We start from the raw sequence: 21288 nt of genomic DNA, 5'->3' as shown, positions 1-21288 counted from the left end.
TCAGCCGGTCGTCCACTTCTGCTCGATCCGCGCGAACCGCCAGACCAGCAGGGCTGTGTTGTCGATGGCGGCGATGTGGTCGGCGTCGAAGGCGTGCCGCATGCCCAGGGTGTAGGCGGTGACGCCCATGCCGACGCCGAAGGTCTTGCTGCCGACGCTGTGGTGCTCGGGGGCGACGATCACCACGAGCGTGAACCAGCCGATGAGGTGCAGAGCGAGGATGAACCCGGCCATCCCGGCCAGGCTCGCCCACTCCCCGCGCGTCAGGGAGGAGCGGATCCGCCGCCAGGAGAGTCCGCCCGGCCCGGCGGTGGCCGAGGGGGCGGTGTCGGTGCCAGGAGCCATGGGGCGTGCGCCTCTTCTTCCATGGGTGCGTGCGGTCGCGTCCTCTCAGCCTTGTGCGCCATGTTGGCAGCTGCAACTATCTCGCAGTAAAGCTCGCGTCTGCTTTCGGTCAGCCGTGGGCTCCTGTCGACGCGCGAGGCGTGCGCCGGAGCGTGCGCCCGGGTGTGAGCTGTCGCACGGCGCCCGCGCGCCCCTGGCCTCCGCTTGTCAGCGTCCTTATCTGGGCACTACTGTCACCACGCCTTGGTGAACGGGAAATCCGGTGTGATGCCGGTGCGGCCCTCGCCACTGTGATCGGGAAGTCCGGCTCCGGTCCTCACGGACAGCCACTGGGTCTTCGGACCCGGGAAGGCGGAGCACGGGCGGTGTCACCCGTAAGCCAGGAGACCGGCCAAGGCGCGTCAACCATCCACGAGGTGCTGGAGAGGGTCTGCTGAGCCATGCACATAGCCGAGGGTTTCCTTCCTCCGGCGCACGCGATCGCCTGGGGTGTCGCGTCCGCGCCGTTCGTCGTCCACGGAGTACGGGCACTCACCCGTGAGGTCAGGGAGCACCCCGAGAGCACACTGCTGCTCGGTGCCTCGGGTGCCTTCACCTTCGTCCTGTCCGCGCTGAAGCTGCCGTCGGTCACCGGGAGTTGCTCCCACCCCACCGGCACCGGCCTCGGCGCCATCCTGTTCCGGCCGCCGATCATGGCGGTCCTCGGCACCATCACCCTGCTCTTCCAGGCCCTGTTGCTCGCCCACGGGGGTCTGACCACGCTCGGCGCCAACGTCTTCTCCATGGCGATCGCCGGCCCCTGGGCGGGGTACGGCGTCTACCGGCTGTTGCGACGCTTCGACGTGCCGCTGATGGTGACGGTGTTCTTCGGCGCGTTCGTCGCCGACCTGGTCACCTACTGCGCCACCAGCGTGCAGTTGGCGCTCGCCTTCCCCGACCCGAGCAGCGGTTTCCTGGGCGCGCTCGGCAAGTTCGGCTCCATCTTCGCCGTCACCCAGATCCCGCTCGCGGTCAGCGAGGGTCTGCTCACCGTGCTGGTGATGCGTCTGCTGGTGCAGTCGAGCAAGGGCGAACTCACCCGGCTCGGCGTGCTCCTGACCGGCAGGCAGGGCCGCACCGGGGCCGAGAGGGAGAACGAGACCGAGGCGGTGGCCCGATGAACCGGAACACGAAGATCAACGTACTGCTGCTGCTCGTCGTGGCCGCGCTCGCCGTCCTGCCGCTGGCCCTCGGCCTCGGTGACCACAAGGAGGAGCCGTTCTCGGGCGCCGACGGCGAGGCGGAGACAGCGATCACCGAGATCGAGCCGGACTACGAGCCGTGGTTCTCCCCGCTGTACGAGCCGCCGTCGGGTGAGATCGAGTCGGCGCTCTTCTCCCTCCAGGCGGCCCTCGGCGCGGGCGTCCTCGCCTACTACTTCGGCGTCCGCCAAGGCCGGCGCCAGGGCGAGGCCCGGGCGCGGGCGCTGCTGGACGCGGCCGGGGAGACCGACAAGGCCCCGGAGAAGCCGGTGGACGCGACCGTGGCGGCCTCGACCACGAGCGCGTCCGGCCCGACGGTGAGCGCGTCCAGCCCTGCGGCGAGCGTTCCGGCGGCCGCGGCCCCGAAGGGCGCGTCGGGGGCGTCCGACACCCCCGACCCGACCGGCGACGAAGGCTCGTCCGGTCGCTCCGGGGCTGCCCCGGCCGGGCGGGGCTGACCCGGGTGCTGCCGATCGACGCGGCGGCGCACAGCAGTCGCTGGCGCCGCCGTCATCCCGTGGACAAGGCCGTGCTCGGGCTCGGCCTCACCGTGCTCGCGATCTCCCTGCCGCCCTGGCCTGGCGCGGCCCTGGTCCTGCTGACCTCGCTCGTGGTGCTGCTGGGCCCCGCGGGCGTGCCCGGCCGCCGGCTGTGGCGGGCCTACCGCGTTCCGTTGGGCTTCTGCGTGACCGGCGCGCTGCCGCTGCTCGTGCAGGTGGGCGGGCCGCAGGGGTTCGTCACGCCGGCCGACGGCGGAGCGGTCCGCGCCGGGGAACTGTTGCTGCGCACCTCGGCCGCCTCCCTCGGCGTCCTCCTGTTCGCCTTCACCACCCCGATGTCGGACCTGCTGCCCCGGCTGGTCCGGGCCGGGGTGCCCGCGCCGGTCGTGGACGTGGCCCTGGTCACCTACCGGATGAGCTTTCTGCTCCTGGACTCGATGCGCCGGATCCGGGAGGCGCAGGCGGCGCGGCTGGGGCACACCACCCGGGCCGCCACCTGGCGTTCCCTCGCCGGGCTCGGCGCCACCGCGTTCGTACGGGCCTTCGACCGGGCGGCACGGCTGCAGACCGGGCTCGCCGGACGGGGGTACGACGGCACTCTGCGCGTCCTGGTGCCCGAGGCCCGGGTCTCCGTGCGGTTCACCACGGCCAGTGTCGCGCTCCTGGCGGCCGTCGCCGCCCTCACCCTCGTCCTGGAAAGGCCGCTGACATGAGCGAGCCCGTACTCGTCGCCCTGCGGGGCGCGTCGTTCGCGTACGAGGACGGACCGCCCGTGCTCAGCGAACTCGACTTCGAGGTGCGCGCGGGGCGAGCGCTCGCCCTGCTGGGCCGCAACGGCAGCGGCAAGACGACGCTGATGCGGCTGCTCAGCGGCGGACTGCGGCCCCGCGCGGGCGAGTTGGCCGTCGAGGGGCGGCCGGTGTCGTACGACCGCAAGGGGCTCACCCGGCTCAGGACGACGGTCCAGCTGGTCGTCCAGGACCCGGACGACCAGCTCTTCGCGGCGTCCGTCGCGCAGGACGTGTCGTTCGGACCGCTGAACCTCGGACTGCCCGACGCGCAGGTGCGGGACCGGGTGGACGAGGCGCTCGGCGCGCTCGGTATCGCCGCCCTCGCCGACCGGCCGACCCATCTGCTCTCCTACGGCCAGCGCAAGCGGACCGCCATCGCCGGGGCGGTCGCGATGCGGCCCCGGGTCCTGATCCTCGACGAGCCGACCGCCGGACTCGACCCGGACGGACAGGAGCGGCTCCTCGCCACCCTGGACGAGCTGCGCCGCTCCGGCACCACCGTCGTGATGGCCACCCATGACGTCGACCTCGCGCTGCGCTGGGCCGACGACGCGGCGCTGCTCACCCCGACCGGCGCGCGCACGGGCCCGGTGGCGGAGATGCTCGCCCGCACGGATCTCCTGCACCAGGCGGGGCTGCGGCTCCCCTGGGGTGTCGCGGTCGCCCGGCTGCTGCGTGGGCAGGGGCTGTTGGAGCGGGAGGAGGCGGGCCCGCGCACACCGGACGAGTTGGCGGCCCTCGCGGAGGCGGACGCCGGACCGGGCTCGCGGCTGCCTCAGCCTCAGATCCGCAGGCCGTAGACGCGCACGGCGGTGCCCGCGAAGACCTCCCGGCGTTCGGCCTCACCGAGTCCGGACATCAACGCGTCGGCGACGTCCAGGACTTCGGCGTAGTCGGAGGCGAGTCGGCAGACCGGCCAGTCGGAGCCGTACATCAGCCGCTCGGGCCCGAAGGCGTCCAGCACGGTGTCGGCGTACGGGACGAGGTCGGTCCGTGCCGCTGCGCCAGATCGTCCACTCGCTCACCCCGGCGGCGCGGATGGCGGTGGTCAGTTCCCCGGGGACCTCGCGGTGGGCCGCCTCGTACTCCTCGACGCGGTCGGCGCGGACCTTGGTGTGCAGGGCGACCCTCACGACGGCTCCTTCGGCTGCGGGACGGGGGTGCTCGGGCTCAGCAGCCCCTCGGCGCGCAACTCGTCCCAGAGGGCGGCCGGGACGGGGCGGCCGTGCAGGTCGACCGTGTCGCGCACCTCCTCGGCGGAGCGCGCGCCCGTGAGCACGGCCGCGACCGCCGGGTGAGCGGAGGGGAACGCCAGGGCCGCGCCGCGCAGCGGTACGCCGTGGCGCTCGGTGACCGCCCCCAGCCGCAGGGCGCGATCGAGCACGGGCTTCCGCACGGGGGCGTAGTCGTACGTGGCCTGCGGCTTCGGGTCGATCAGCAGGCCGGAGTTGAAAACGCCGCCGATGAGCACGCTGCGTCCCCGGGCGGTGGCCTCGGGCAGCAGTTCCGCCAGGCCCTCCTGTTCGAGGAGGGTGTAGCGGCCGGCCAGCAGCACCACGTCGATGTCGGTCTCGCGCAGGAAGCGGGTGGGCACGGCGCACTGGTTCATGCCGACGCCGATGGCGCCGACGACTCCCTCGTCGCGCAGCCGCTCCAGCGCCGGGTAGGCCTCCCGCAGGGCCTGTTCGACGTGGTCGTCGGGGTCGTGGAGGAGGACCACGTCCACCCGGTCCAGACCGAGCCGTCGCAGGCTGGCCTCCAGGGAGCGCAGGACGCCGTCGGCGGTGAAGTCCCAGACGCGGCGGTGGGTCGCGGGGACCGCGAAGCCGTTTCCCAGGTCGTCGCCCTCGGCGGACTCGTTCTCCACCAGCAGCCGACCGACCTTGGTGGAGATCGTGTACGACTCCCGGGGGCGGCCGCGGAGCGCGGCGCCGAGGCGGCGTTCGGACAGGCCGAGCCCGTAGTGGGGGGCGGTGTCGAAGGTGCGGATGCCGGCGTCCCAGGCCGCGTCGATCGCGGCGGCGGCCTCCTGGTCGGACACCGGGCGGAAGAGGTTGCCGATGCCCGCGGCGCCGTAGGCCAGCTCGGTGACGCGGACTTCGGTGCGGCCGAGGGTCGTGCTCCTCATGAGCCCGCCGGCCGGAGTCTGAGGCCCTGCACTCCGCCGTCGACGGCGAGGGCCGTGCCGGTGACGGACGCCGCGGCGGGGCTCGCCAGGTAGACGATGGCGGCGGCGACCTCGTCGGCGGTGACCAGACGGCCCAGGGGCTGGCGGGCGCTGAGCGCGGCGCGCTCCGCTTCGGGGTCGTCGGCGGCGTCGAGGAGGCGGCCGACCCAGGGGGTGTCGGCGGTGCCGGGGTTGACGCAGTTGACGCGGATGCCCTCGCGGACGTGGTCGGCGGCCATGGCCAGGGTCAGGGAGAGGACGGCGCCCTTGCTGGCGGAGTACAGGGCGCGCTGGGGCAGGCCGGCGGTGGTGGCGATGGAGCCCAGGTTGACGATGCTCGCGTAGGAGGAGGCGCGCAGGTGGGGCAGGGCCGCGCGGCTGGTGCGGACCATGCCGAGGACGTTGACGTCGAGGACGCGCTGCCACTCGGGGTCGGGGTTGTCCTCGACGGTGCCCTGCGCGCCGATGCCAGCGTTGTTGACGAGGATGTCGAGCCCGCCGAGCCGCTCGGCGGCCTCCGTGACGGCGGCCCGTACGGAGGCGTCGTCGCTGACGTCGGCCTTGAGGGCGATCAGCGGGGCCGAGGCCCCGGAGGGGTCGAGGTCGAGCACCGCGACCCGGGCGCCCCGTGCGGTCAGCAGTCTGGCGGTGGCGAGCCCTATCCCGGACGCTCCTCCGGTGACGATCGCGCGGAGCCCCGTCAGCTCACCTGTCTGCCCGGTCATGCGACTTCCTCCTGTCCAGCGAGGTCGGCGGCCCAGAACGTGCCGTCCGGGTAACGGTATTCGGCGAGCGACCCGGCCCGCATGGTCGCGGAGAAACCCGGGGTCAAGGGGGCGGCGTAGTGGCCCTCGCGCATCACCACGGGGGCGGTGAAGTGCTCGTGGAGGTGGTCGACGTACTCGATGACGCGGTTCTCGGTGGTGCCGCAGAGAGCGAGGTAGTCGAACATGGACAGGTGCTGAACGAGTTCGCACAGGCCCACGCCGCCTGCGTGCGGGCAGACCGGGACGCCGAACTTGGCGGCGAGCAGCAGGATCGCCAGGTTCTCGTTGACGCCCCCAACGCGGGCCGCGTCGATCTGGAGGACGTCGATGGCCTCGGCCTGGAGGAGCTGTTTGAAGACGATGCGGTTCTGGACGTGTTCGCCGGTGGCGACCTTCACCGGGGCGACGCCGCGGCGCACGGCGGCGTGGCCGAGGATGTCGTCGGGGCTGGTGGGCTCCTCGATCCAGTAGGGGTCGAAGTCGGCGAGGGCACGGGTCCACTCGATCGCCTCGCCGATGTTCCAGCGCTGGTTGGCGTCGACGGCGATGCGGATGCCGTCGCCGACGGCGGCGCGTGCGGTGCGCAGACGGCGGATGTCGTCATCGAGGTCGGCGCCGACCTTGAGCTTGATCTGGGTGAAGCCGTCGGCGACGGCCTGCTTGGCCAGCCGGGTGAGCTTCTCGTCGGGGTAGCCGAGCCAGCCGGGTGAGGTGGTGTAGCCAGGGTAGCCGCGCTCCAGCAGCACGGCCTCGCGCTCCGCGAGCCCGGCGCGGCCCTCGCGCAGCAGCCGGAGCGCTTCCTCGGGGGTGAGGGCGTCGGCGATGTAGCGGAAGTCGACCTGGGAGACCAGCCACTCGGGGTCGGCCTGGGCGAGCAGCCGCCACAGGGGCAGGCCGGCGCGCTTGGCCGCCAGGTCCCAGACGGCGTTGACGACGGCGCCGATGGCCATGTGAATCACGCCCTTCTCGGGGCCGAGCCAGCGCAGCTGGCTGTCGCCGATCAGGTCGCGGTTGACGGAGCCGGGGTCCGCGCACAGCTCCTCGACCGAGCGGCCGACCAGGTGGGGCCGCAGGGCGCCGATGGCGGCGACCTGGACATCGTTGCCGCGGCCGATGGTGAAGGTGAAGCCGTGGCCTTCGAGACCGTCGCCGGCGTCCGTGCGCAGCACGACGTAGGCGGCGGAGTAGTCGGGGTCCGGGTTCATGGCGTCCGACCCGTCCAGCTCCCGTGAGGTGGGGAACCGGACGTCGTAGGTGTCGACCGCGGTGATCCTGGCGTGGGTTGCAGTCACGGGGCTGCTCAAGGGGGTGCCCTTCACGCTTGGCCGAAGGTCTGGCGCTGGCTCCCGAGCCCGTCGATCTCCAACTCGACGGTGTCACCCGGGCGGAGATAGGGGGTGCCGGGCAGGCCGAGGGCGACGCCGGCGGGCGTACCGGTGTTGATCACGTCGCCGGGCTCCAGGACCATGTACCGGCTGAGGTAGGCGACGATCTCGTGGACCGGGAAGATCATGTCGCGGGTGTGCCCGTGCTGGCGCTCGACGCCGTTGACGGTCAGCCGCAGTCCGAGGTCCTGCGGGTCGCCGACCTCGTCGGCGGTGACCAGCCAGGGCCCCATCGGGTTGAAGGTCTCGCAGGACTTGCCGAGGTCCCACTGCGAGGAGTACTCCAGCTGGAACTCGCGCTCGGAGACGTCATGGCTGACCACGTACCCGGCGATCACCTCGGCAGCCTCCTCGGGACCCTCCAGGTAGCGGGCCCGCCGCCCGATGACGACCCCCAGTTCGACCTCCCAGTCGGTCTTGACCGAGCCGCGCGGGATCAGCACCTCGTCGTACGGGCCCACAACCGTGCTCGGATCCTTCATGAAGACCACGGGGCGGGGCGGGATGGCGGCGCCGGTCTCGGCGGCGTGGTCGCGGTAGTTGAGTCCGACGCAGATCACCTTGCCGGGGCGGGCGAGCGGGGCGCCGATGCGCGGGCCGTCGGGGTCGAGCTCGGGAAGGGCGCCGGCCTCGATCGCCGCGCGGGCGCGGTCGACTCCCCCGGACGCGAGGAAGGCGCCGTCGATGTCGCGGGCCACGGACGACAGATCGAGCAGCGAGCCGTCGTCGGTACGGACGGCGGGCCGCTCCTCTCCCGGAGCGCCGACGCGTAGCAGTTTCATTGGGGCAGCTCCCTTGCCATGCGGTTCGTTCATTCATCGGAGGAATGGCGCACCGCGACTTTAGGTGCAGTTCGACGCCCTGACAACGCATTCCTCGGATGTATGTGGCCGCCGCCGAGCTTTCCGCAGCTCACAGATCCGACATGTACGACTTGGCTGCCCGCAGGGGGTTCCCCGAAGGTGCGGACCGTGCCGCCCGGACAGAGGGTCGAATTCCTGCTGGACAACCTCCCTCTCGTCAGCCCCGGTGATGCCGTCGTAGCGTCCTCGACGTCCTAGATACATCGGAGGACTCGGAGGAATCACTCCACCGCCCCCAGCGAGGTAGTGGTCCCTTTGAACTCCGCCGCTCGTCCACCGGTTGCCCCCGCTGCGCCTCCCCGCCCTCCGGGCCGTGCACGGCCCGGAGGGCGGCCTCCCTGTCCGGGCTGAGGAGAACCCGGCCGATGACCCCCACCTCATCGGTGTGGCCATACGCGATCGGCGGCAACGCCGAGGCGGCCCGCACCGCCGGCATCCGGGTGGACCGGGATCGTGTGTGCGGTGCCGATCCTCGGCAGTGTGCGCTTCGCCTCGGGCGAGAAGCAGGAGTGGTCCCGGTACAGGGCGGCACCTCGTGCACTCACGGACGAGGCGTGGACAAGGTCGACGGGCTCGCCGGGGAGGATCACCTCGGGGCGGCAGAGGACCGACCGCGCTACAGGTCCGCGGCGTCCGCCAGCTCACCGAGGTCGACGAACTTGAAGCCGGTCGCGGTGCGCGTGCCGCCCTCACCGTCCGGGACCTCGGGCGTCTCCTGGCCGTCCTGGACGACGAGCAGGCCGCGCGGGTAGCGGCTGCCCAGCGGGGCGTTGAGGACGGCCGCGCCGTCGCACTCCTGCACGCCGTCGAGGGTGTCCGACGCGGCCCCGACGCGGAAGCCGCCCTCGTACTCGTTGCCCTCGCTCACCTCACGGTCGTACAGGGCGAAGGTGTCGTCGCCCTGACTGGAGGCGAGCAAGTAGCCGTCTCCGTGCCGCTCCTGATAGAGCGTCAGTCCTTCGACGTCGGACGACAGCCGCTTCCCGCCGTAGCCGGGGTCGGCCCCGAGCACGCACTCCTCGGTCTCCTCGTCGAACGTGCCGGGGACGCCGTACTCCCGGGTCCTGTCGATCAGGACGGGCTTGCCGGTGAGATCGGCGCGCAGGCGCCAGATGCCGATGTCCTCCTGGCCGGCGTAGAGGGTGCCGGTGGCGGGGTCGACGACCATGCCCTCGACCTGCGGGAGTTCACCGGGTTCGGCGCAGGGGCTCCATCGGGTGCCGTCGGGCAGCCGGAAGGAGGCGGGCAGGTCGAGGGTGCGGATCTTGCGGTAGCCGACCCTGCCGTTCGCCGCCGGGAGGAGTTCGAGCAGGGCGAGGCGGGTGCGTTCGCGTTGGCTGACCAGGGCGTAGGACCGGCCGGTGGTCCTGTCCGTCCAGGTGGCGAGGCCGTACGCGGTGCGCTGGTCGTTGATCTCGGCCTGGTCGGCGGAGAAGACGGGGGCGGCGGCCGGGTCGGTGACGTCGGTGAGCGGGCCGTCCGGGCGGGTGGGGTCGATGCGGTAGATCCGCAGTCGGTCGTTGCCCCGGTCGCTGACCACGGCCACGTCGGCCCGGCCCGCGGAGGTGCGCAGGCCGGTGACGAGGTCCACGTTGTTGTAGCGGCCCGGGGCGTCGTCCTGCGTCGGCGGCTCGGGCGCGGCGAGGGACTGCACGAGGTGGGCGTCCAGGTCGTAGACGCGCAGGCCGCCCTCCTTCGCGGTGGCGACGACGAGGCTGCGGTCCGGGTCGGCGGGGTCGCGCCAGATCGCCGGGTCGTCGGCGTCGGAGTTGCCACCGGCCTCGTCGTCGTACAGCGCGGCGGACTCGCTCGTCGCGGTCACCGTCGGGAGCGCGACCGTCCCTGCTCCGGCGGGGGTCGCCGCGAGGAAGGTGGTCAGCGCGGTGACCGAGGCGAGAAGGGCGACTCTTCGAGCAGTGCGGGGCGTTCTCACAGGCGTTCGCATCCTTACCGTCGTGACTGCTGTCGATGGTCCTGACTGCCGTCGAGGGTTCTGACTGCCGTCGAGAGTTCCGACTGCCGTCGATGGGCGGGGCCGGGTCGATGATCGGACCAAGTCGATGGTGCGGAGAGAAGCTTGCGCGCAGACGGACATGAGGTGTCCATGCCGACGTGGTGAAACGGACGTGGTTTGGCCGAAGTTCGCCCGCACGTCGCCCGATCCCGGTCACTTCACGTGGCGCGCCGGGAGTGTGCTGACGTGCAGCAGGTGTTCCAGCGGTCCACGGCGGAACCACCGGGTCCAGGCGGTGGCCAGCAGCAGGGCGACCAGACTGTAGAGGAAGAGGTCGACGAGGGCCGGGCCGGTCTCCTCCTCCATGCCGAACTCCCGGATGGCGAGGATGTGCAGGACGTACGCCGTCAGGGCCGTCATGCCGACGGCGCACACGGGCCGGGTGAGGCGCGCGCAGCGCGGCAGCCGGTCAACGGCCGTCACGCACAGCACCACGACGAGCAGCGCGACACCGGTGTTGCCGAGGACGGAGAAGGTCGTCTGGCTGTGCGGCGCGCCCACCAGGAGCCAGGCCGCCGGGGTGTCGTCGACGAGGTAGCCGACGGTGTCGGACCACCAGGCCGAGGCGGCCCCGTCGCCGTCCGTGGCGGCGGCGACGGTTGTCCGAGCGTGCGGGACGAGGCGCAGGGCCAGCCAGGAGCCTCCGTAGCCGAGGACGGTCAACGCGCCTGCGACCGACGCGAGTCGGGCGCGGACGGGGCTCCGGGTGAGGTCGAGCCGGCCCACCGCCATGCCGGCCAGCATGAACGACATCCAGGTGAGCACCGGGTACTCGCCCGTGAACAGCAGCTCCATGAAGCCGTCCGTGTCGCTGACCCGGGCCAACGGGTCTGCGGCGACGATCGCGTCCGCCCAGTGGCCGTTCTCGATCGACAGCCTTACCCCGTACAGGACTTGGGGCATGACGAGGGCGCCCGTGGCGGCGAGGAACGCGAGCGTCCGGACGCGCAGGCGGTGGAACGGCAGGACGGCGAGGAAGGTCAGCCCGTAGAAGGCGAGGATCACGTCGACTTCGGTGTCGAGGGCGGTCAGGGCGAACCCGAGGACGATCAGGACGAGGGAACGGATGACCATCCGGGCGACGGCCTGCCGTCCGGCGCGCCCGGTGCGGGGGTGCGGGCGGCCGGTGATCAGAACGAGGGTGAAGCCGGCGAGCAGCGCGAACAGCGCGGAGGAGCGGCCCCGCGCCAGTTCCATCACGAAGCCCAGCGGCCCGCCGTTCGCCGGGTCCGGGCCGACGTGCGCGGCGTACATGCCGAAGACCGCGAGGCCCCGGGCCAGATCGATGCCGACCAGCCGTCCGGTGGACGGCCCTTGGGAGCCTTCTACGGTCGTGGGGGCCGGGACGGGAGAGAGAGCGCGGGCCGGGGCGGGAGCCGGGGCTGCGGCGGGGGCGGGAGCTGGGGCCGCGGCGGGTGGGGACGACAGGCCCGGTGACGTGTCTGGTGTCATGGCCTTCAGCGTCGGGGGCGCGGGGGGCGCGTTCCCATCCGGCGGGTGGCTGGAAGATCCCCGCCGACCAGCCGGAGTCCTCCCCGCCAGGCGACCGGAAATGGGGAGGAATGGGAACCCGGCGGCGACTTCGGGCGTCGTAGCGGTTCCAGCAGAAGTCCAGTGGTGGTCCGACGACGAGCGGGGCACAGGTGATCCGGGTACTGGTGGTCGACGACGAAGCCCTGATCCGTACGGGCTTCGAGCACATCCTCAACTCCGCGGACGACATCGACGTGGTCGCGGCGGTTCCGGGCGGCCGGGCCGTGCACGCCGTACGGGAGCTGCGCCCCGAGGTCGTCCTGCTGGACATCCGTATGCCGGACGTGGACGGGCTGACCGTCCTCGCCGAACTCAGGAGACTCCCCCGCCCTCCCGTGGTGGCCATGCTCACCACCTTCGACATGGACGAGTACGTGGCGGCCGCCCTCGGTTCGGGAGCGGCCGGCTTCCTCCTCAAGGACACCGACCCGGAGCAACTGCCGTATCTCGTACGAACGTTGGCGGCCGGAGGGGTCGTGCTGTCGTCCCGGGTGACCCGGACCGTCGTCGACGGCTATCTGGACAACGGGCCCCGGGAGGCCGCCGTCCGGCTCGTGGACCGGCTGACCGAACGTGAGCGGGACGTCCTGGTCCTCATCACGGAGGGGCTGTCCAACACCGACATCGCTGACCGGATGCATCTGAGCACGGGCACGGTCAAGGACCATGTGAGCGCGCTGCTCACCAAGTTGGAGGTGGGCAGCCGGGTGCAGGCGGCGCTGCTGGCCGAACGCGCCGGTCTGCTCAGGCGGTCGCGGTCGCGGTCCGTCGGTGGCGGCGGACACGGGCGGGAGGCCGGATGAGGGCCCTCTCCGGCGCCCCGCGTCTGTGGCGTCGGATGAGGGCCCCCGTCGGCGCCCCGCGTCCGTGGATCACGGACGCCGTGCTCGTCACGGTCTCCCTGGCGGACGTGTGGATCCACGACGTGGGCCCCCATCATCCCCCGGAGCTGGCCGCCGCCCTGCTCGCGGCCTCCGCGCTCGTCGTGCGCCGCCGGCTGCCACTGCCGACCTTCCTGCTCGCCCTGCCGACGGCCCTGTTCACGGACGCGGTGTTCGCCACGCTGGTGGCGCTGTACACCCTCGCCTCGCGCACCCACCACCGGGTCCTGCTCGCCGTGTGCGCGCTGGGGTTCGCGGTCTGCGACCTGACCTGGTGGTCGTGGCCGTCACCGGAGTTCACCGACATCGACGACCGCCAGGCCCTGATCCCGCTCTCCTACAGCGTCGCGCAGGCGACCGCGCCGCTCTTCCTCGGCCAGCTCGTCCAGGCCCGCCGGGAGCTGTCGCTGCGTCTGGTCGAGGTCTCCGAGGCACGCGAGCACGAGCGGCTGCTGATCGCGCAGGGCGTCCTGGCGAAGGAACGCGCCCAGCTCGCCCGGGAGATGCACGACGCCGTCTCCCACCAGGTCAGTCTGATCGCCGTGCGCGCCGGAGCCCTCCAGGTGGGCAGCCGGGACACGGAGGCGAAGGAGGCGGCCGCCACGATACGGCGGCTGAGCGTGCAGACCCTGGACGAGCTGCGGCACATGGTCGGCATACTGCGGGCCTCCGGCAGCCGCCCCACCGAACTGACCCCGCAGCCCTCGCTCGCCGACCTCGACCGGCTGGTCACCGGCAGCGGCATCGACACCGACCTGCGGACGGACCTGCCGGGCGATCTGCCGCCGCCCGTCCAGCGTGCCGTCTACCGCACCGTGCAGGAAGCCCTCACCAACATCCGCAAGCACGCCCCCGGTGCCACCGCCACCATCCGGATGCGCCAGGAGGACGCCACGCTGCGGGTGACCGTCACGAACACCGCGCCCAGCCGCCCGGCCCTCTCGCTGCCGGGCGCCCACCACGGCCTGATCGGTCTGCGCCAGCGGGCCGAACTCCTCGGCGGCACGGTCACCTCCAGGCATCTGGGCGACGGTGGCTACGAGCTGCGTCTGGAACTGCCGGTCGACGGCGCGCCCTGAGCCTGCACGGTCCGCCCTGATTGTCTTCTGCTGTCCACACGAGCAGCACGATCACCGTCACGGCAGCGGTCGAAGCCGCCGCCTTGGTTCGGCGACTGACTCATACGCGCCCCAGAAGGGCCCTAGGGCCGGGGCACTCGGTTCGTCCGATACTCGGCGATGCGACGCTCGGCCACTTGCCAGGCGATGCCGACAGGCCGGGCACGAACTCCACTCCGGCCCGTCAAGCGGAACGTTTCCCCCATGCCGTCCGTCCAGGCCGTCCGGTCCGTGTGTTCCGTGTGTTCCGTGCGCAGCGTCAGGATTCCCGCGCGCAACGCGGTGACCACCAGATGCGTACGGTTCTTGGCGCACAACTTCTCACGGATGCTGCGCATATGGGAAGCCACCGTGCGGGGTGAAATCGACAGCTGACGGGACATGTCCGCATCCGACATGCCGTGGGCTGCCAGAAGGAGGATCTCCATTTCCCGGGCGCTGAGTCGGCCGGAGCTGTCCACTGTCATGGGTGCCTGCCTTGTTCAAAGTAGGGGTCGAGAACCCGCTGTCGTTCATTGGCTGCGCTGCGACTCTTCCGTGACACCCGGGCAATGGGCATCGACCATTCGACCGATACCCGGCGGTAGTCATCGGCCGATCGGCCTCGGCCCCTCGCTCCGGGGCGGAACTTTCGCGGGGTATGCGCCAACCGCCCTATTCAGCAAGGGAGTTCGCCCGCCCGCTTCCCGGGACCGCCGGACCGGGCGGATGATCCATGGCATGCTCGGCCGCGTGAGCAGCACCCCCACACGTGTGATGATCGCCGACGACCAAGATCTGATCCGGGCCGGTTTCCGTCTCATCCTCGACGCCCAGGAGGGCATCGAGGTGATCGGAGAGGCAGCCGACGGACTCGCGTGCGTGGAGGCGGCGCGCGCCTTGCGGCCGGATGTGTGTCTGGTGGACATCCGGATGCCGAAGCTCGACGGGCTGGAGGTGACCCGGCTGCTGGCCGGACCGGGGGCCACACACCCGACCCAGGTGGTGGTGGTCACCAGCTTCGACCAGGACGACTACCTCAGCATCGCCCTGCGCAACGGAGCGTGCGGCTTCCTCCTCAAGGACGCGGCGCCCGCGCTGCTGATCGAGGCGGTGCGGGCGGCGGCCCGCGGTGACGCGCTGGTCTCGCCCGCGGTGACGGTCCGGCTGCTGAAGCATCTGGAGGAGCGGTCGGCGGCCCCGGCGGAGGGCCCCGGGGTGCCCGAATCCTCGCTCAGCGCAAGGGAGTTGGAGGTGGCCCGTCTGGTCGCGGTGGGCCGGACCAATCAGGAGATCAGCGACGAGCTGTGTCTGTCGCTGTCAACCGTGAAGACACATCTGGGCCACATCCATCACAAGCTCGGCGTACGCAACCGCGTCGAGGTGGCCGCCTGGGCCTGGGCCAACGGGATGGTACGGACCGGGCACTGACGGGGATTCCGCGAACACCCTGTAATGGATCTATGACGCTTCCCACACATCGATCCACCTTCTGCCGGGGAGGCATGTGCATGCCTAGCCTCCGGTCCTATGACAACTTCGTCACTCGGGGCACTCTCGGCACAAGCAACCCAGCCGCAACACCGCGGCCGCCCCCGGCTACCCGTGCGACGGCTGGACCGCCACGCCCTGTACCCGGCGCTGGGTGTGCTGTGGCTGCTCGACGTCGGCATCATCGTGTCGCACCATCGTGGCCCTCTCGACTGGTTGCCGCTGGTGACGGGCCCCCTCGCCCTGGCCCTGGTGCTCGTGCCCGACTCACGGCTGAGTATCACCTGGCGTACCGCTGCCTCCGCGGCCGGCTCGTCAGTGGTGACCCTGAGCATCTCCCTGATGGGCTGGGCCATGCCCCAGTGGGGGTTGCTGGAGACGGCGTGCATGCTGGTCCTGCTCGCCCGCACCTGCCGCCATGTGGCCCGGCCCCGGGTCGCCTTCGCGCTGGCCGCCGCGATGGGGGCCAGCGTCATCGACGAACCCCTGCGCACGGGGGGCACGGGGATCACCCTCACCTACCCGTTCCTGCTGACGTTCGCGGTCGGCGGCGCCATCGGCGCGGGGTGCTACCTGCGCACCATGGACCTCCGGCGCTGTCGCACGATCGCCGCCGTCAGGCTCGCCGAGCGGATCCAACTCGCCCGGGAACTGCACGACTTCGTCGCCCATCACGTGACGGGCATCATCGCGCAGGCGCACGCCGCCAGTGTCGTCCACGAGAGCGCGCCCCACCAGGTCGGCCCCATCCTGGACAACATCGCCGAGGCAGGGCAGCGGACCATGGACTCCATGCGCCGTCTGATCCGGGTACTGCGCGAGGACGGCGAACAGGTCTCCCTCGAACGCCCCGAGGAGCCGTACGGCGAACTCTCCAAACTGGTCTCGGAGTTCAGCGGCCAGGGCGACGGTTCGACCGCTCAGCTGGAGATCACCGGAGCCGCCCGCAAAAGCGGTCTGTTGCCCGAGGTGGGCTCGGCGGTCCACCGGGTGGTGCAGGAGGCGCTGACCAACGTACGGCGGCACGCGCCGGGCACCCAGGCCACGGTGCGCGTCCACCGCACCCGCGACGACCTGCTGCGGGTTGACGTCTACAACGAGGGGGCCGCGGGGCGGGTCTCCCGTCCCGCGGGCGGTCGTGGCGGCTACGGCCTGATCGGGCTGCGGGAGCGGGCGGAGGCGGTCGGCGGCTCCCTGACGGCGGGTCCGGACGACGAGGGCGGCTGGTGGCTCATCGCGCATTTCCCGGTGCTCCCGAAAGCCGAGCCCCAGGAATCCGAGCCCCAGGAATCCGAGGAGGGCGCCGCGCCGGGATCCGCGTCGGGTCCGGTCTCCCGTCGAACCTCCGGACGCCACGCGAAGCCGCACGCGCTCTCCGAGCCCGAACCGGACATGAGCTGGGACGCCAGTTAGAATTATGCGATCCGACGGCCGCGATTTAGGCAATTCTGCGAATCGCGCCGGGACGGCCGATCGCTCTATCGTGGGAGAGCCAAAGGCGCCGGGACAGCCTTCCTACGTCCCGCAGAGTGGTGAATCGGCTCGGACGGGCCCTTCGCGGGGCCCGTTCCATTCTTTTCCGTCCACCCTCGCGCCCGCCGGGCAGACCAGGCACGATCGTCGAGCGGACGCGGGAGACGTATGACTACGGCCGTCGTGGTGGGCAGCGGTCCGAACGGTCTCGCCGCGGCCGTGTTCCTCGCCCGGGAGGGCGTCGAGGTCACCGTCCTCGAAGCCGCCGACACCATCGGCGGGGGCACCCGCACCAGCGAACTGACGCCGGGTCTCCTGCACGACCACTGCTCCGCCACCCACCCCATGGCCGTCGGCTCACCGTTCCTGCGGAGCCTGGACCTCGCCCGCCACGGGCTGACCTGGTGCCTGCCGGAGATCGACTGCGCGCATCCGCTGGACTCCGGCGAGGCAGGGGTCCTGCACCGGTCGGTCGAGGAGACGGCGGACGGCCTCCCCGCGGGCGACGGCCGCAGGTGGCGGCGGATCTTCGGGCCGCTCGTGGACGGCTACGACGCGCTGGCCGAGGACCTCATGCGCCCCCTCGCGCACCTGCCGCGCCATCCCGTGCGCCTCGCGGCCTTCGGACCCCGGGCCCTGCTGCCGACCGCGGCGGTGGCCCGGCGATGGCGGTCCGAGAGCGCCCGCGCCCTCTTCGCCGGCGTGGCCGCACACGCCTTCCGCCCGTTCGACCGGCCCGCGAGCGCCGCGATCGGTCTGACGATCATCGCCGCCGGCCATCGGCACGGCTGGCCGGTGGCCTCCGGTGGCTCCCGGGCGATCAGCGACGCGCTGGCCGCCCAGCTCACGGAGTTCGGCGGCCGCGTCGAGACCGGGACGCGCGTGTGTTCCCGGGCCGACCTGCCCCCGGCCGACCTGATCCTCTTCGACGTGGCCCCCGGGGCGGTGGCCGACATCCTGGGGGATCTGCTGCCGGGCCGGGTGGCCCGTGCCTACCGGCGCTACCGCCAGGGCCCCGGCGCCTTCAAGGTGGACTTCGCCGTCCAGGGCGGAGTGCCCTGGACCAACCCGGCGGCTCGCCGGGCGGGCACCGTCCACCTCGGCGGGCCCTACGCGGAGGTCGCCGCCACCGAGCGGGCCGTGCACGCCGGCCGTATGCCTCAGAGGCCGTTCGTGCTGGTCGGGCAGCAGTATCTGGCCGACCCCCGGCGCTCGAAGGGCGACCTCCATCCCGTGTGGACGTACGCGCACGTGCCGCACGGCTACGACGGCGACGCCACGGAGGCGATCGTCGCGCAGATCGAGCGCTTCGCGCCCGGCTTCCGCGAGCGGGTCCTGGACATGGCCGTCCGCCCGCCGGCCGCGTTCGAGGAGTACAACCCGAACTACGTCGGCGGTGACATCGTCGCCGGGGCGAACACCGCCGTCCAGCTGGTCATGCGCCCTCGCGCCGCGCTCGACCCCTACAGCACCGGCGTGCCGGGCATGTTCATCTGTTCGGCGGCCACGCCGCCGGGCGCCGGCGCCCACGGCATGTGCGGCGCGAACGCCGCCGCGTCCGCCCTGCGTCACCTCGGGCGGCGACGCGGCAAGGCCTGAGCGCACCCGTTCCTGAAAGGCCTGGACCCAATCGGTCCAGGCCTTTTCCGTTCGCCGTTCCCACGGAATTCAGGCCACCCGGAGGACGATGCCGAGAATAGGTATTTTTATCGATGCGGAGGCGGTCGGCGAGAGCCTAATGTCTTCTCCATAAGGGCACCGGAAGAAAAGAACTTCCGAATCCCCGAACGCGAGAGGAAAAAAGAAATGAGCAGCACCGCGAACGCGCTGAACAGCGTGGAAATCCCCGTCGAGGGTGTCGTCTACGTCGCCGCTCGCCCGACCCTGGGCACCCCGCGCATCGCGCGGGTCGGCCGGATCGCCCAGGCGGCCGAGGGCGTCGGGGCCATCGCGGCGGCGGCGACCGCCGGGGTCGGTGTCGCCCAGGCGGCCGAGGCCAACAACCTGGCGGCGGAGGCCAACGCCCAGAACGCCGCCGCTCTCGCCGCGGTCGGTGGCGCGCCCACCTCCTGACCCCCGGCGGTGGACACCCGGTGGTGAACGCATAAGGAACCCGCTGCCGGACCAGAGGGCTGTTCTGGTCCGGCAGCGGGTTCCTCCGCACGCCAAAACGTGCTCAAAAGTACCAGGAGAAGAGGTTCCATGAAACTCGTCCGAAGGATCAATTCCGCCCTGCCGGGCCGGTTCGCCTCCGCGGTGTTCAGCCCGATACCGGTGGGCCGGGACCGTGCGCTGGGCCTGTCGGAGCGGCTGGCCGCCGCGACGAGCCTCACCTCGTCCCTCGAATACCTCACCCAGCGCCACGAGATGGGCAAAGGAGGCATGAACGACTGGGAGATCGCCAGGGACAGCATCGCGCACGCGAACCCGCTGGTGCGCCGACTGATCGACATCGCCAGCGGTCCGCGGACCACGACGGCCCTGCACGTGACGCGCGCCGCGGTCGCCTCCGCCATGCTGCTGCCGGGCAGGTCGCCCTGGCGTGGGGCGGGCAGCCTCTTCCTCGGCGCGACCTCCGCCCTGCTCGGCCCCCGCCAGCACTACGGCAGCGATGGCGCCGACCAGGTGGCGACCCTTGTCCAACTCGCCACCGGAGGCGCCCGTCTGGTGCCCTCGTCGGCCGCCAAGGACGCCCTCCTGTGGTACGTCGCCCTGCAGTCCAACCTCTCCTACCTGGTCTCCGGCTGGGTCAAGCTGCTGGGCCCCGACTGGCGCGACGGCTCCGCCCTGCCCGGTGTGATGCGCACCCACACCTACGGCCACCAGGGCATGCACACCTGGATCCGGAACAACCCCCGGGCCGCCAGGCTGCTCGCCCACAGCGTGCTGGCGCTGGAGTGCCTCTTCCCGCTGGCCTATCTCAAGGGCGGCCGGCTGACCCGGCCGGTGCTCGCGAGCGCCGCCGCGTTCCACCTGGCCAACGGCTACTTCATGGGGCTCGGCAGGTTCGCGACCGCGTTCCCGGCGATGCACCCCCTGATCGCCTACACCGCGGCTCCCCGCACGCACCCCGCCGTCGCGGGACGCGACGACCGCGCTCTGCCCGCGGCGCTGACCGCGCTCGCGGGGGCGACGGCGGCCGCGGCCGTCACCGCCGTCCAGCGGCGCATGCGTGCCACCGAGGGCTGGTGGACCTCCCGTGTGCTGACGACCCGTCACGGCAACCGGCTCCAGTACGAGGAGATGGCGGCGGGCGACACCGACCGGCCGGTCTTCGTGCTGGCCGCCGGCCTGCTGTCCACCAGCGAGCACTACGCCTGGATCAGCGAGCGCCTGTCCTACGAGACCACGTACGGCGTCATCACCTACGCCCGCGCCGGATACGCCGGAAGCCGCCGCCGCGCGGTCACCGCCTACCGGCTCACGGAGTCCGTCGACGACCTCGTCGACCTGGTGAACGGGGCCGTGGCACCGCACCGCAAGGTGATCCTGGTGGGCCACTCGATCGGCGGCGAACTCGCCCGTCGTGCCCTCCGGCAGCTCGGCGACCGCGTGCACGGCATCGTGTACCTCGACTCCTCGCACCCGGACCAGTTCAACCGCTCCGCCCAGCAGCGCGTGACCGGTGCCGGTCTGGGCAGCTCCTTCGCGTCCATGAGCCGGGCACTGCGCCTGGGCACCGGGGCCCTGCTGACCCGCCCGTGGTGGATCAGGGAACTGCCCGCCGCCTACCACGACAAGGTCTTCGCCCAGTACGGGGACGCGCGGATGTGGTACGCGGCCCGCCGCGAATGGGCGGCGCTGCAGGAGGACTTCAAGACGTTCTCCGGTCCGCTCGACCGGATCGACGGCGTGCCCGCCCTGGTGATCTCCGCCCAGCGGACCGTGGACCGCGACCCCGAGCAACTGCTGATGCACCGTGAACTCGCCGAGGCGCACCGCCGGGCGCCCAGCGAGACGGTCGTCGTCGAGGGCGCGGGACACGACTCGCTGCTGATCAACAGCCGCTACGCCCACCAGGTCACCGACCGTGTCCTCGCGTTCTTCCAGGGCATCGAGGACACGGCCGGGGCTCCCCGGCCGGCCCGATACGTCACGCTCGGCAAGGAGACCGCCCGATGAGCACCCCCCGACGTCTCCCGTCGCGCAACCCGTTCACCGGCGAGGGCGCGGTCTGGCGGATCGCCGGCGCGGCCATGCTGGTCGTCACCGTCGCCGGCCAGCACCCCTTCGAGCAGTTCTCCCGGTTCCGTGCCAAGGACGTGCTGTCCCTGGTGCCGAACTGGCGGTTCTTCGCCCCCAACCCCTGTATGCACGACAGCCACTTCCTGTACCGCACGGTGGACGCGGACGGCAGCGCCTCGGCATGGCAGGACGCGTTCGCGACGGAGACCCGCAAGCCCCAGCACATCGTGTGGTTCCCAACCCGCCGCGCGGACAAGGGGATCGTCGACGCGTGCGCCGACATCCTGCCGACCCTGGAGTTCGGCGGCTTCGAGAGCGCCGCGCGCACCCCCGGATACCGGATGATCACCGAGCACCTGCGCGTCCTCGTCAGGTCCCGGGGGCCCGTGCCCGCGGACGTCCGCGGCTTCCAGTTCGCCCTGGCCAAGGACACCGGCTACGACACGCGCCACCGTCCCTCACTGCTGTTCGTCTCCCCCTTCGTCCCCCTGGACCCGCAGGCCCCGGGCATGCCGCTGACGCGGGCCCCGGCCAAGACCCCCGCAAAGGTGTGAC

The 21288-nt window shown here is 72.0% G+C and carries 19 protein-coding genes, 3 pseudogenes and 1 riboswitch; of the genes and pseudogenes, 12 read left to right on the top strand and 10 right to left on the bottom strand.

The features are described 5' to 3' along the window. Nucleotides 1–54: 54 nt before the first annotated feature. Nucleotides 55–267: pseudogene (locus ACZ9QC_RS40075) on the bottom strand (HoxN/HupN/NixA family nickel/cobalt transporter); the annotation flags it as partial. A gap of 305 nt (nucleotides 268–572) precedes the next feature. Further along, nucleotides 573–755: riboswitch (cobalamin riboswitch) on the top strand. Between the two features lie 30 nt (nucleotides 756–785). On the opposite strand from ACZ9QC_RS40075, the gene ACZ9QC_RS40070 reads away from it, so the two are divergent. Genes ACZ9QC_RS40070 through ACZ9QC_RS40055 form a run of 4 tightly spaced genes read left to right on the top strand, consistent with a single transcriptional unit; the run spans nucleotide 786 to nucleotide 3677 of the window. After that, nucleotides 786–1505 carry an energy-coupling factor ABC transporter permease gene (locus tag ACZ9QC_RS40070; protein ID WP_472917604.1) on the top strand — a complete coding sequence of 240 codons (720 nt, stop codon included), beginning with the start codon at nucleotides 786–788 and terminating at the stop codon, nucleotides 1503–1505. Next, nucleotides 1502–2044, top strand: a complete 543-nt coding sequence (locus ACZ9QC_RS40065) for an energy-coupling factor ABC transporter substrate-binding protein (RefSeq protein WP_472917603.1) — start codon at nucleotides 1502–1504, stop codon at nucleotides 2042–2044. The genes ACZ9QC_RS40070 and ACZ9QC_RS40065 overlap by 4 nt, the downstream gene beginning before the upstream one ends. Nucleotides 2045–2049: 5 nt before the next feature. Beyond that, nucleotides 2050–2799: a cobalt ECF transporter T component CbiQ gene (cbiQ, locus tag ACZ9QC_RS40060; RefSeq protein ID WP_472917602.1), complete on the top strand. Its 750-nt coding sequence runs from the start codon at nucleotides 2050–2052 to the stop codon at nucleotides 2797–2799. Next, on the top strand, nucleotides 2796–3677 hold the full coding sequence (locus ACZ9QC_RS40055; protein WP_472917601.1) for an energy-coupling factor ABC transporter ATP-binding protein: 882 nt from the start codon (nucleotides 2796–2798) through the stop codon (nucleotides 3675–3677). The genes cbiQ and ACZ9QC_RS40055 overlap by 4 nt, the downstream gene beginning before the upstream one ends. Here ACZ9QC_RS40055 and ACZ9QC_RS40050 read toward each other — a convergent pair. The 8 genes and pseudogenes from ACZ9QC_RS40050 to ACZ9QC_RS40015 all read right to left on the bottom strand — a co-directional run. Then, nucleotides 3659–3862 (bottom strand): annotated as a pseudogene (locus tag ACZ9QC_RS40050) (amidohydrolase family protein); the annotation flags it as partial. The gene ACZ9QC_RS40055 and the pseudogene ACZ9QC_RS40050 sit on opposite strands and share 19 nt — an antisense overlap. A gap of 4 nt (nucleotides 3863–3866) precedes the next feature. Further along, nucleotides 3867–4010, bottom strand: a pseudogene (locus tag ACZ9QC_RS40045) (L-rhamnose mutarotase); the annotation flags it as partial. After that, a complete protein-coding gene (locus ACZ9QC_RS40040; RefSeq protein ID WP_472917600.1) occupies nucleotides 4007–5005 on the bottom strand; it encodes an aldo/keto reductase in 999 nt (332 codons plus the stop codon). The pseudogene ACZ9QC_RS40045 and the gene ACZ9QC_RS40040, both read right to left, overlap by 4 nt. Then, nucleotides 5002–5769 (bottom strand): SDR family NAD(P)-dependent oxidoreductase, encoded by a 768-nt coding sequence (locus tag ACZ9QC_RS40035; RefSeq protein WP_472917599.1) that lies wholly within the window; start codon nucleotides 5767–5769, stop codon nucleotides 5002–5004. Before ACZ9QC_RS40035 ends, ACZ9QC_RS40040 begins: the two co-directional genes overlap by 4 nt. After that, nucleotides 5766–7103 carry an L-fuconate dehydratase gene (locus ACZ9QC_RS40030; RefSeq protein ID WP_472917598.1) on the bottom strand — a complete coding sequence of 446 codons (1338 nt, stop codon included), beginning with the start codon at nucleotides 7101–7103 and terminating at the stop codon, nucleotides 5766–5768. The genes ACZ9QC_RS40035 and ACZ9QC_RS40030 overlap by 4 nt, the downstream gene beginning before the upstream one ends. 23 nt (nucleotides 7104–7126) lie before the next feature. After that, nucleotides 7127–7978, bottom strand: a complete 852-nt coding sequence (locus tag ACZ9QC_RS40025; RefSeq protein ID WP_472917597.1) for a fumarylacetoacetate hydrolase family protein — start codon at nucleotides 7976–7978, stop codon at nucleotides 7127–7129. A 697-nt stretch (nucleotides 7979–8675) separates the two neighbouring features. Beyond that, entirely contained in the window at nucleotides 8676–9992 is a 1317-nt protein-coding gene (locus tag ACZ9QC_RS40020) for a phytase (RefSeq protein ID WP_472917596.1), read from the bottom strand. 234 nt (nucleotides 9993–10226) lie between these two features. Next, nucleotides 10227–11525 carry a DUF418 domain-containing protein gene (locus ACZ9QC_RS40015; RefSeq protein WP_472917595.1) on the bottom strand — a complete coding sequence of 433 codons (1299 nt, stop codon included), beginning with the start codon at nucleotides 11523–11525 and terminating at the stop codon, nucleotides 10227–10229. Nucleotides 11526–11716: 191 nt separating this feature from the next. Between ACZ9QC_RS40015 and ACZ9QC_RS40010 the strand changes: the two genes are divergently transcribed. Next, nucleotides 11717–12409, top strand: coding sequence for a response regulator (locus tag ACZ9QC_RS40010; RefSeq protein WP_472917594.1), 693 nt, complete (start codon nucleotides 11717–11719; stop codon nucleotides 12407–12409). 35 nt (nucleotides 12410–12444) lie between these two features. Then, nucleotides 12445–13566: a sensor histidine kinase gene (locus ACZ9QC_RS40005; protein WP_472921945.1), complete on the top strand. Its 1122-nt coding sequence runs from the start codon at nucleotides 12445–12447 to the stop codon at nucleotides 13564–13566. Between the two features lie 122 nt (nucleotides 13567–13688). Here the strand turns inward: ACZ9QC_RS40005 and ACZ9QC_RS40000 are convergent, their stop codons facing one another. Further along, a complete protein-coding gene (locus ACZ9QC_RS40000; RefSeq protein ID WP_472917593.1) occupies nucleotides 13689–14072 on the bottom strand; it encodes a response regulator transcription factor in 384 nt (127 codons plus the stop codon). 253 nt (nucleotides 14073–14325) lie between these two features. On the opposite strand from ACZ9QC_RS40000, the gene ACZ9QC_RS39995 reads away from it, so the two are divergent. The 6 genes from ACZ9QC_RS39995 (at nucleotide 14326) to ACZ9QC_RS39970 (ending at nucleotide 21287) form a co-directional block, all read left to right on the top strand. Beyond that, nucleotides 14326–15015 (top strand): response regulator, encoded by a 690-nt coding sequence (locus ACZ9QC_RS39995; RefSeq protein ID WP_472917592.1) that lies wholly within the window; start codon nucleotides 14326–14328, stop codon nucleotides 15013–15015. A gap of 174 nt (nucleotides 15016–15189) precedes the next feature. Then, complete coding sequence (locus ACZ9QC_RS39990) at nucleotides 15190–16488, top strand: sensor histidine kinase (protein ID WP_472917591.1); 1299 nt, start codon at nucleotides 15190–15192, stop codon at nucleotides 16486–16488. Nucleotides 16489–16716: 228 nt separating this feature from the next. Continuing rightward, nucleotides 16717–18147, top strand: coding sequence for a phytoene desaturase family protein (locus ACZ9QC_RS39985; RefSeq protein WP_472917590.1), 1431 nt, complete (start codon nucleotides 16717–16719; stop codon nucleotides 18145–18147). A 207-nt stretch (nucleotides 18148–18354) separates the two neighbouring features. After that, nucleotides 18355–18621 (top strand): hypothetical protein, encoded by a 267-nt coding sequence (locus ACZ9QC_RS39980; protein WP_472917589.1) that lies wholly within the window; start codon nucleotides 18355–18357, stop codon nucleotides 18619–18621. Nucleotides 18622–18750: 129 nt separating this feature from the next. Then, nucleotides 18751–20670, top strand: a complete 1920-nt coding sequence (locus ACZ9QC_RS39975) for an alpha/beta fold hydrolase (protein WP_472917588.1) — start codon at nucleotides 18751–18753, stop codon at nucleotides 20668–20670. Next, a complete protein-coding gene (locus ACZ9QC_RS39970) occupies nucleotides 20667–21287 on the top strand; it encodes a hypothetical protein (protein ID WP_472917587.1) in 621 nt (206 codons plus the stop codon). Before ACZ9QC_RS39975 ends, ACZ9QC_RS39970 begins: the two co-directional genes overlap by 4 nt. Nucleotide 21288: the final 1 nt, after the last annotated feature.

This window comes from Streptomyces sp. HUAS MS02 (assembly GCF_055702265.1).
The sequence above is the reverse complement of the archived record's forward strand: the minus strand, read 5'-3'. Positions and strand labels throughout refer to the sequence as shown.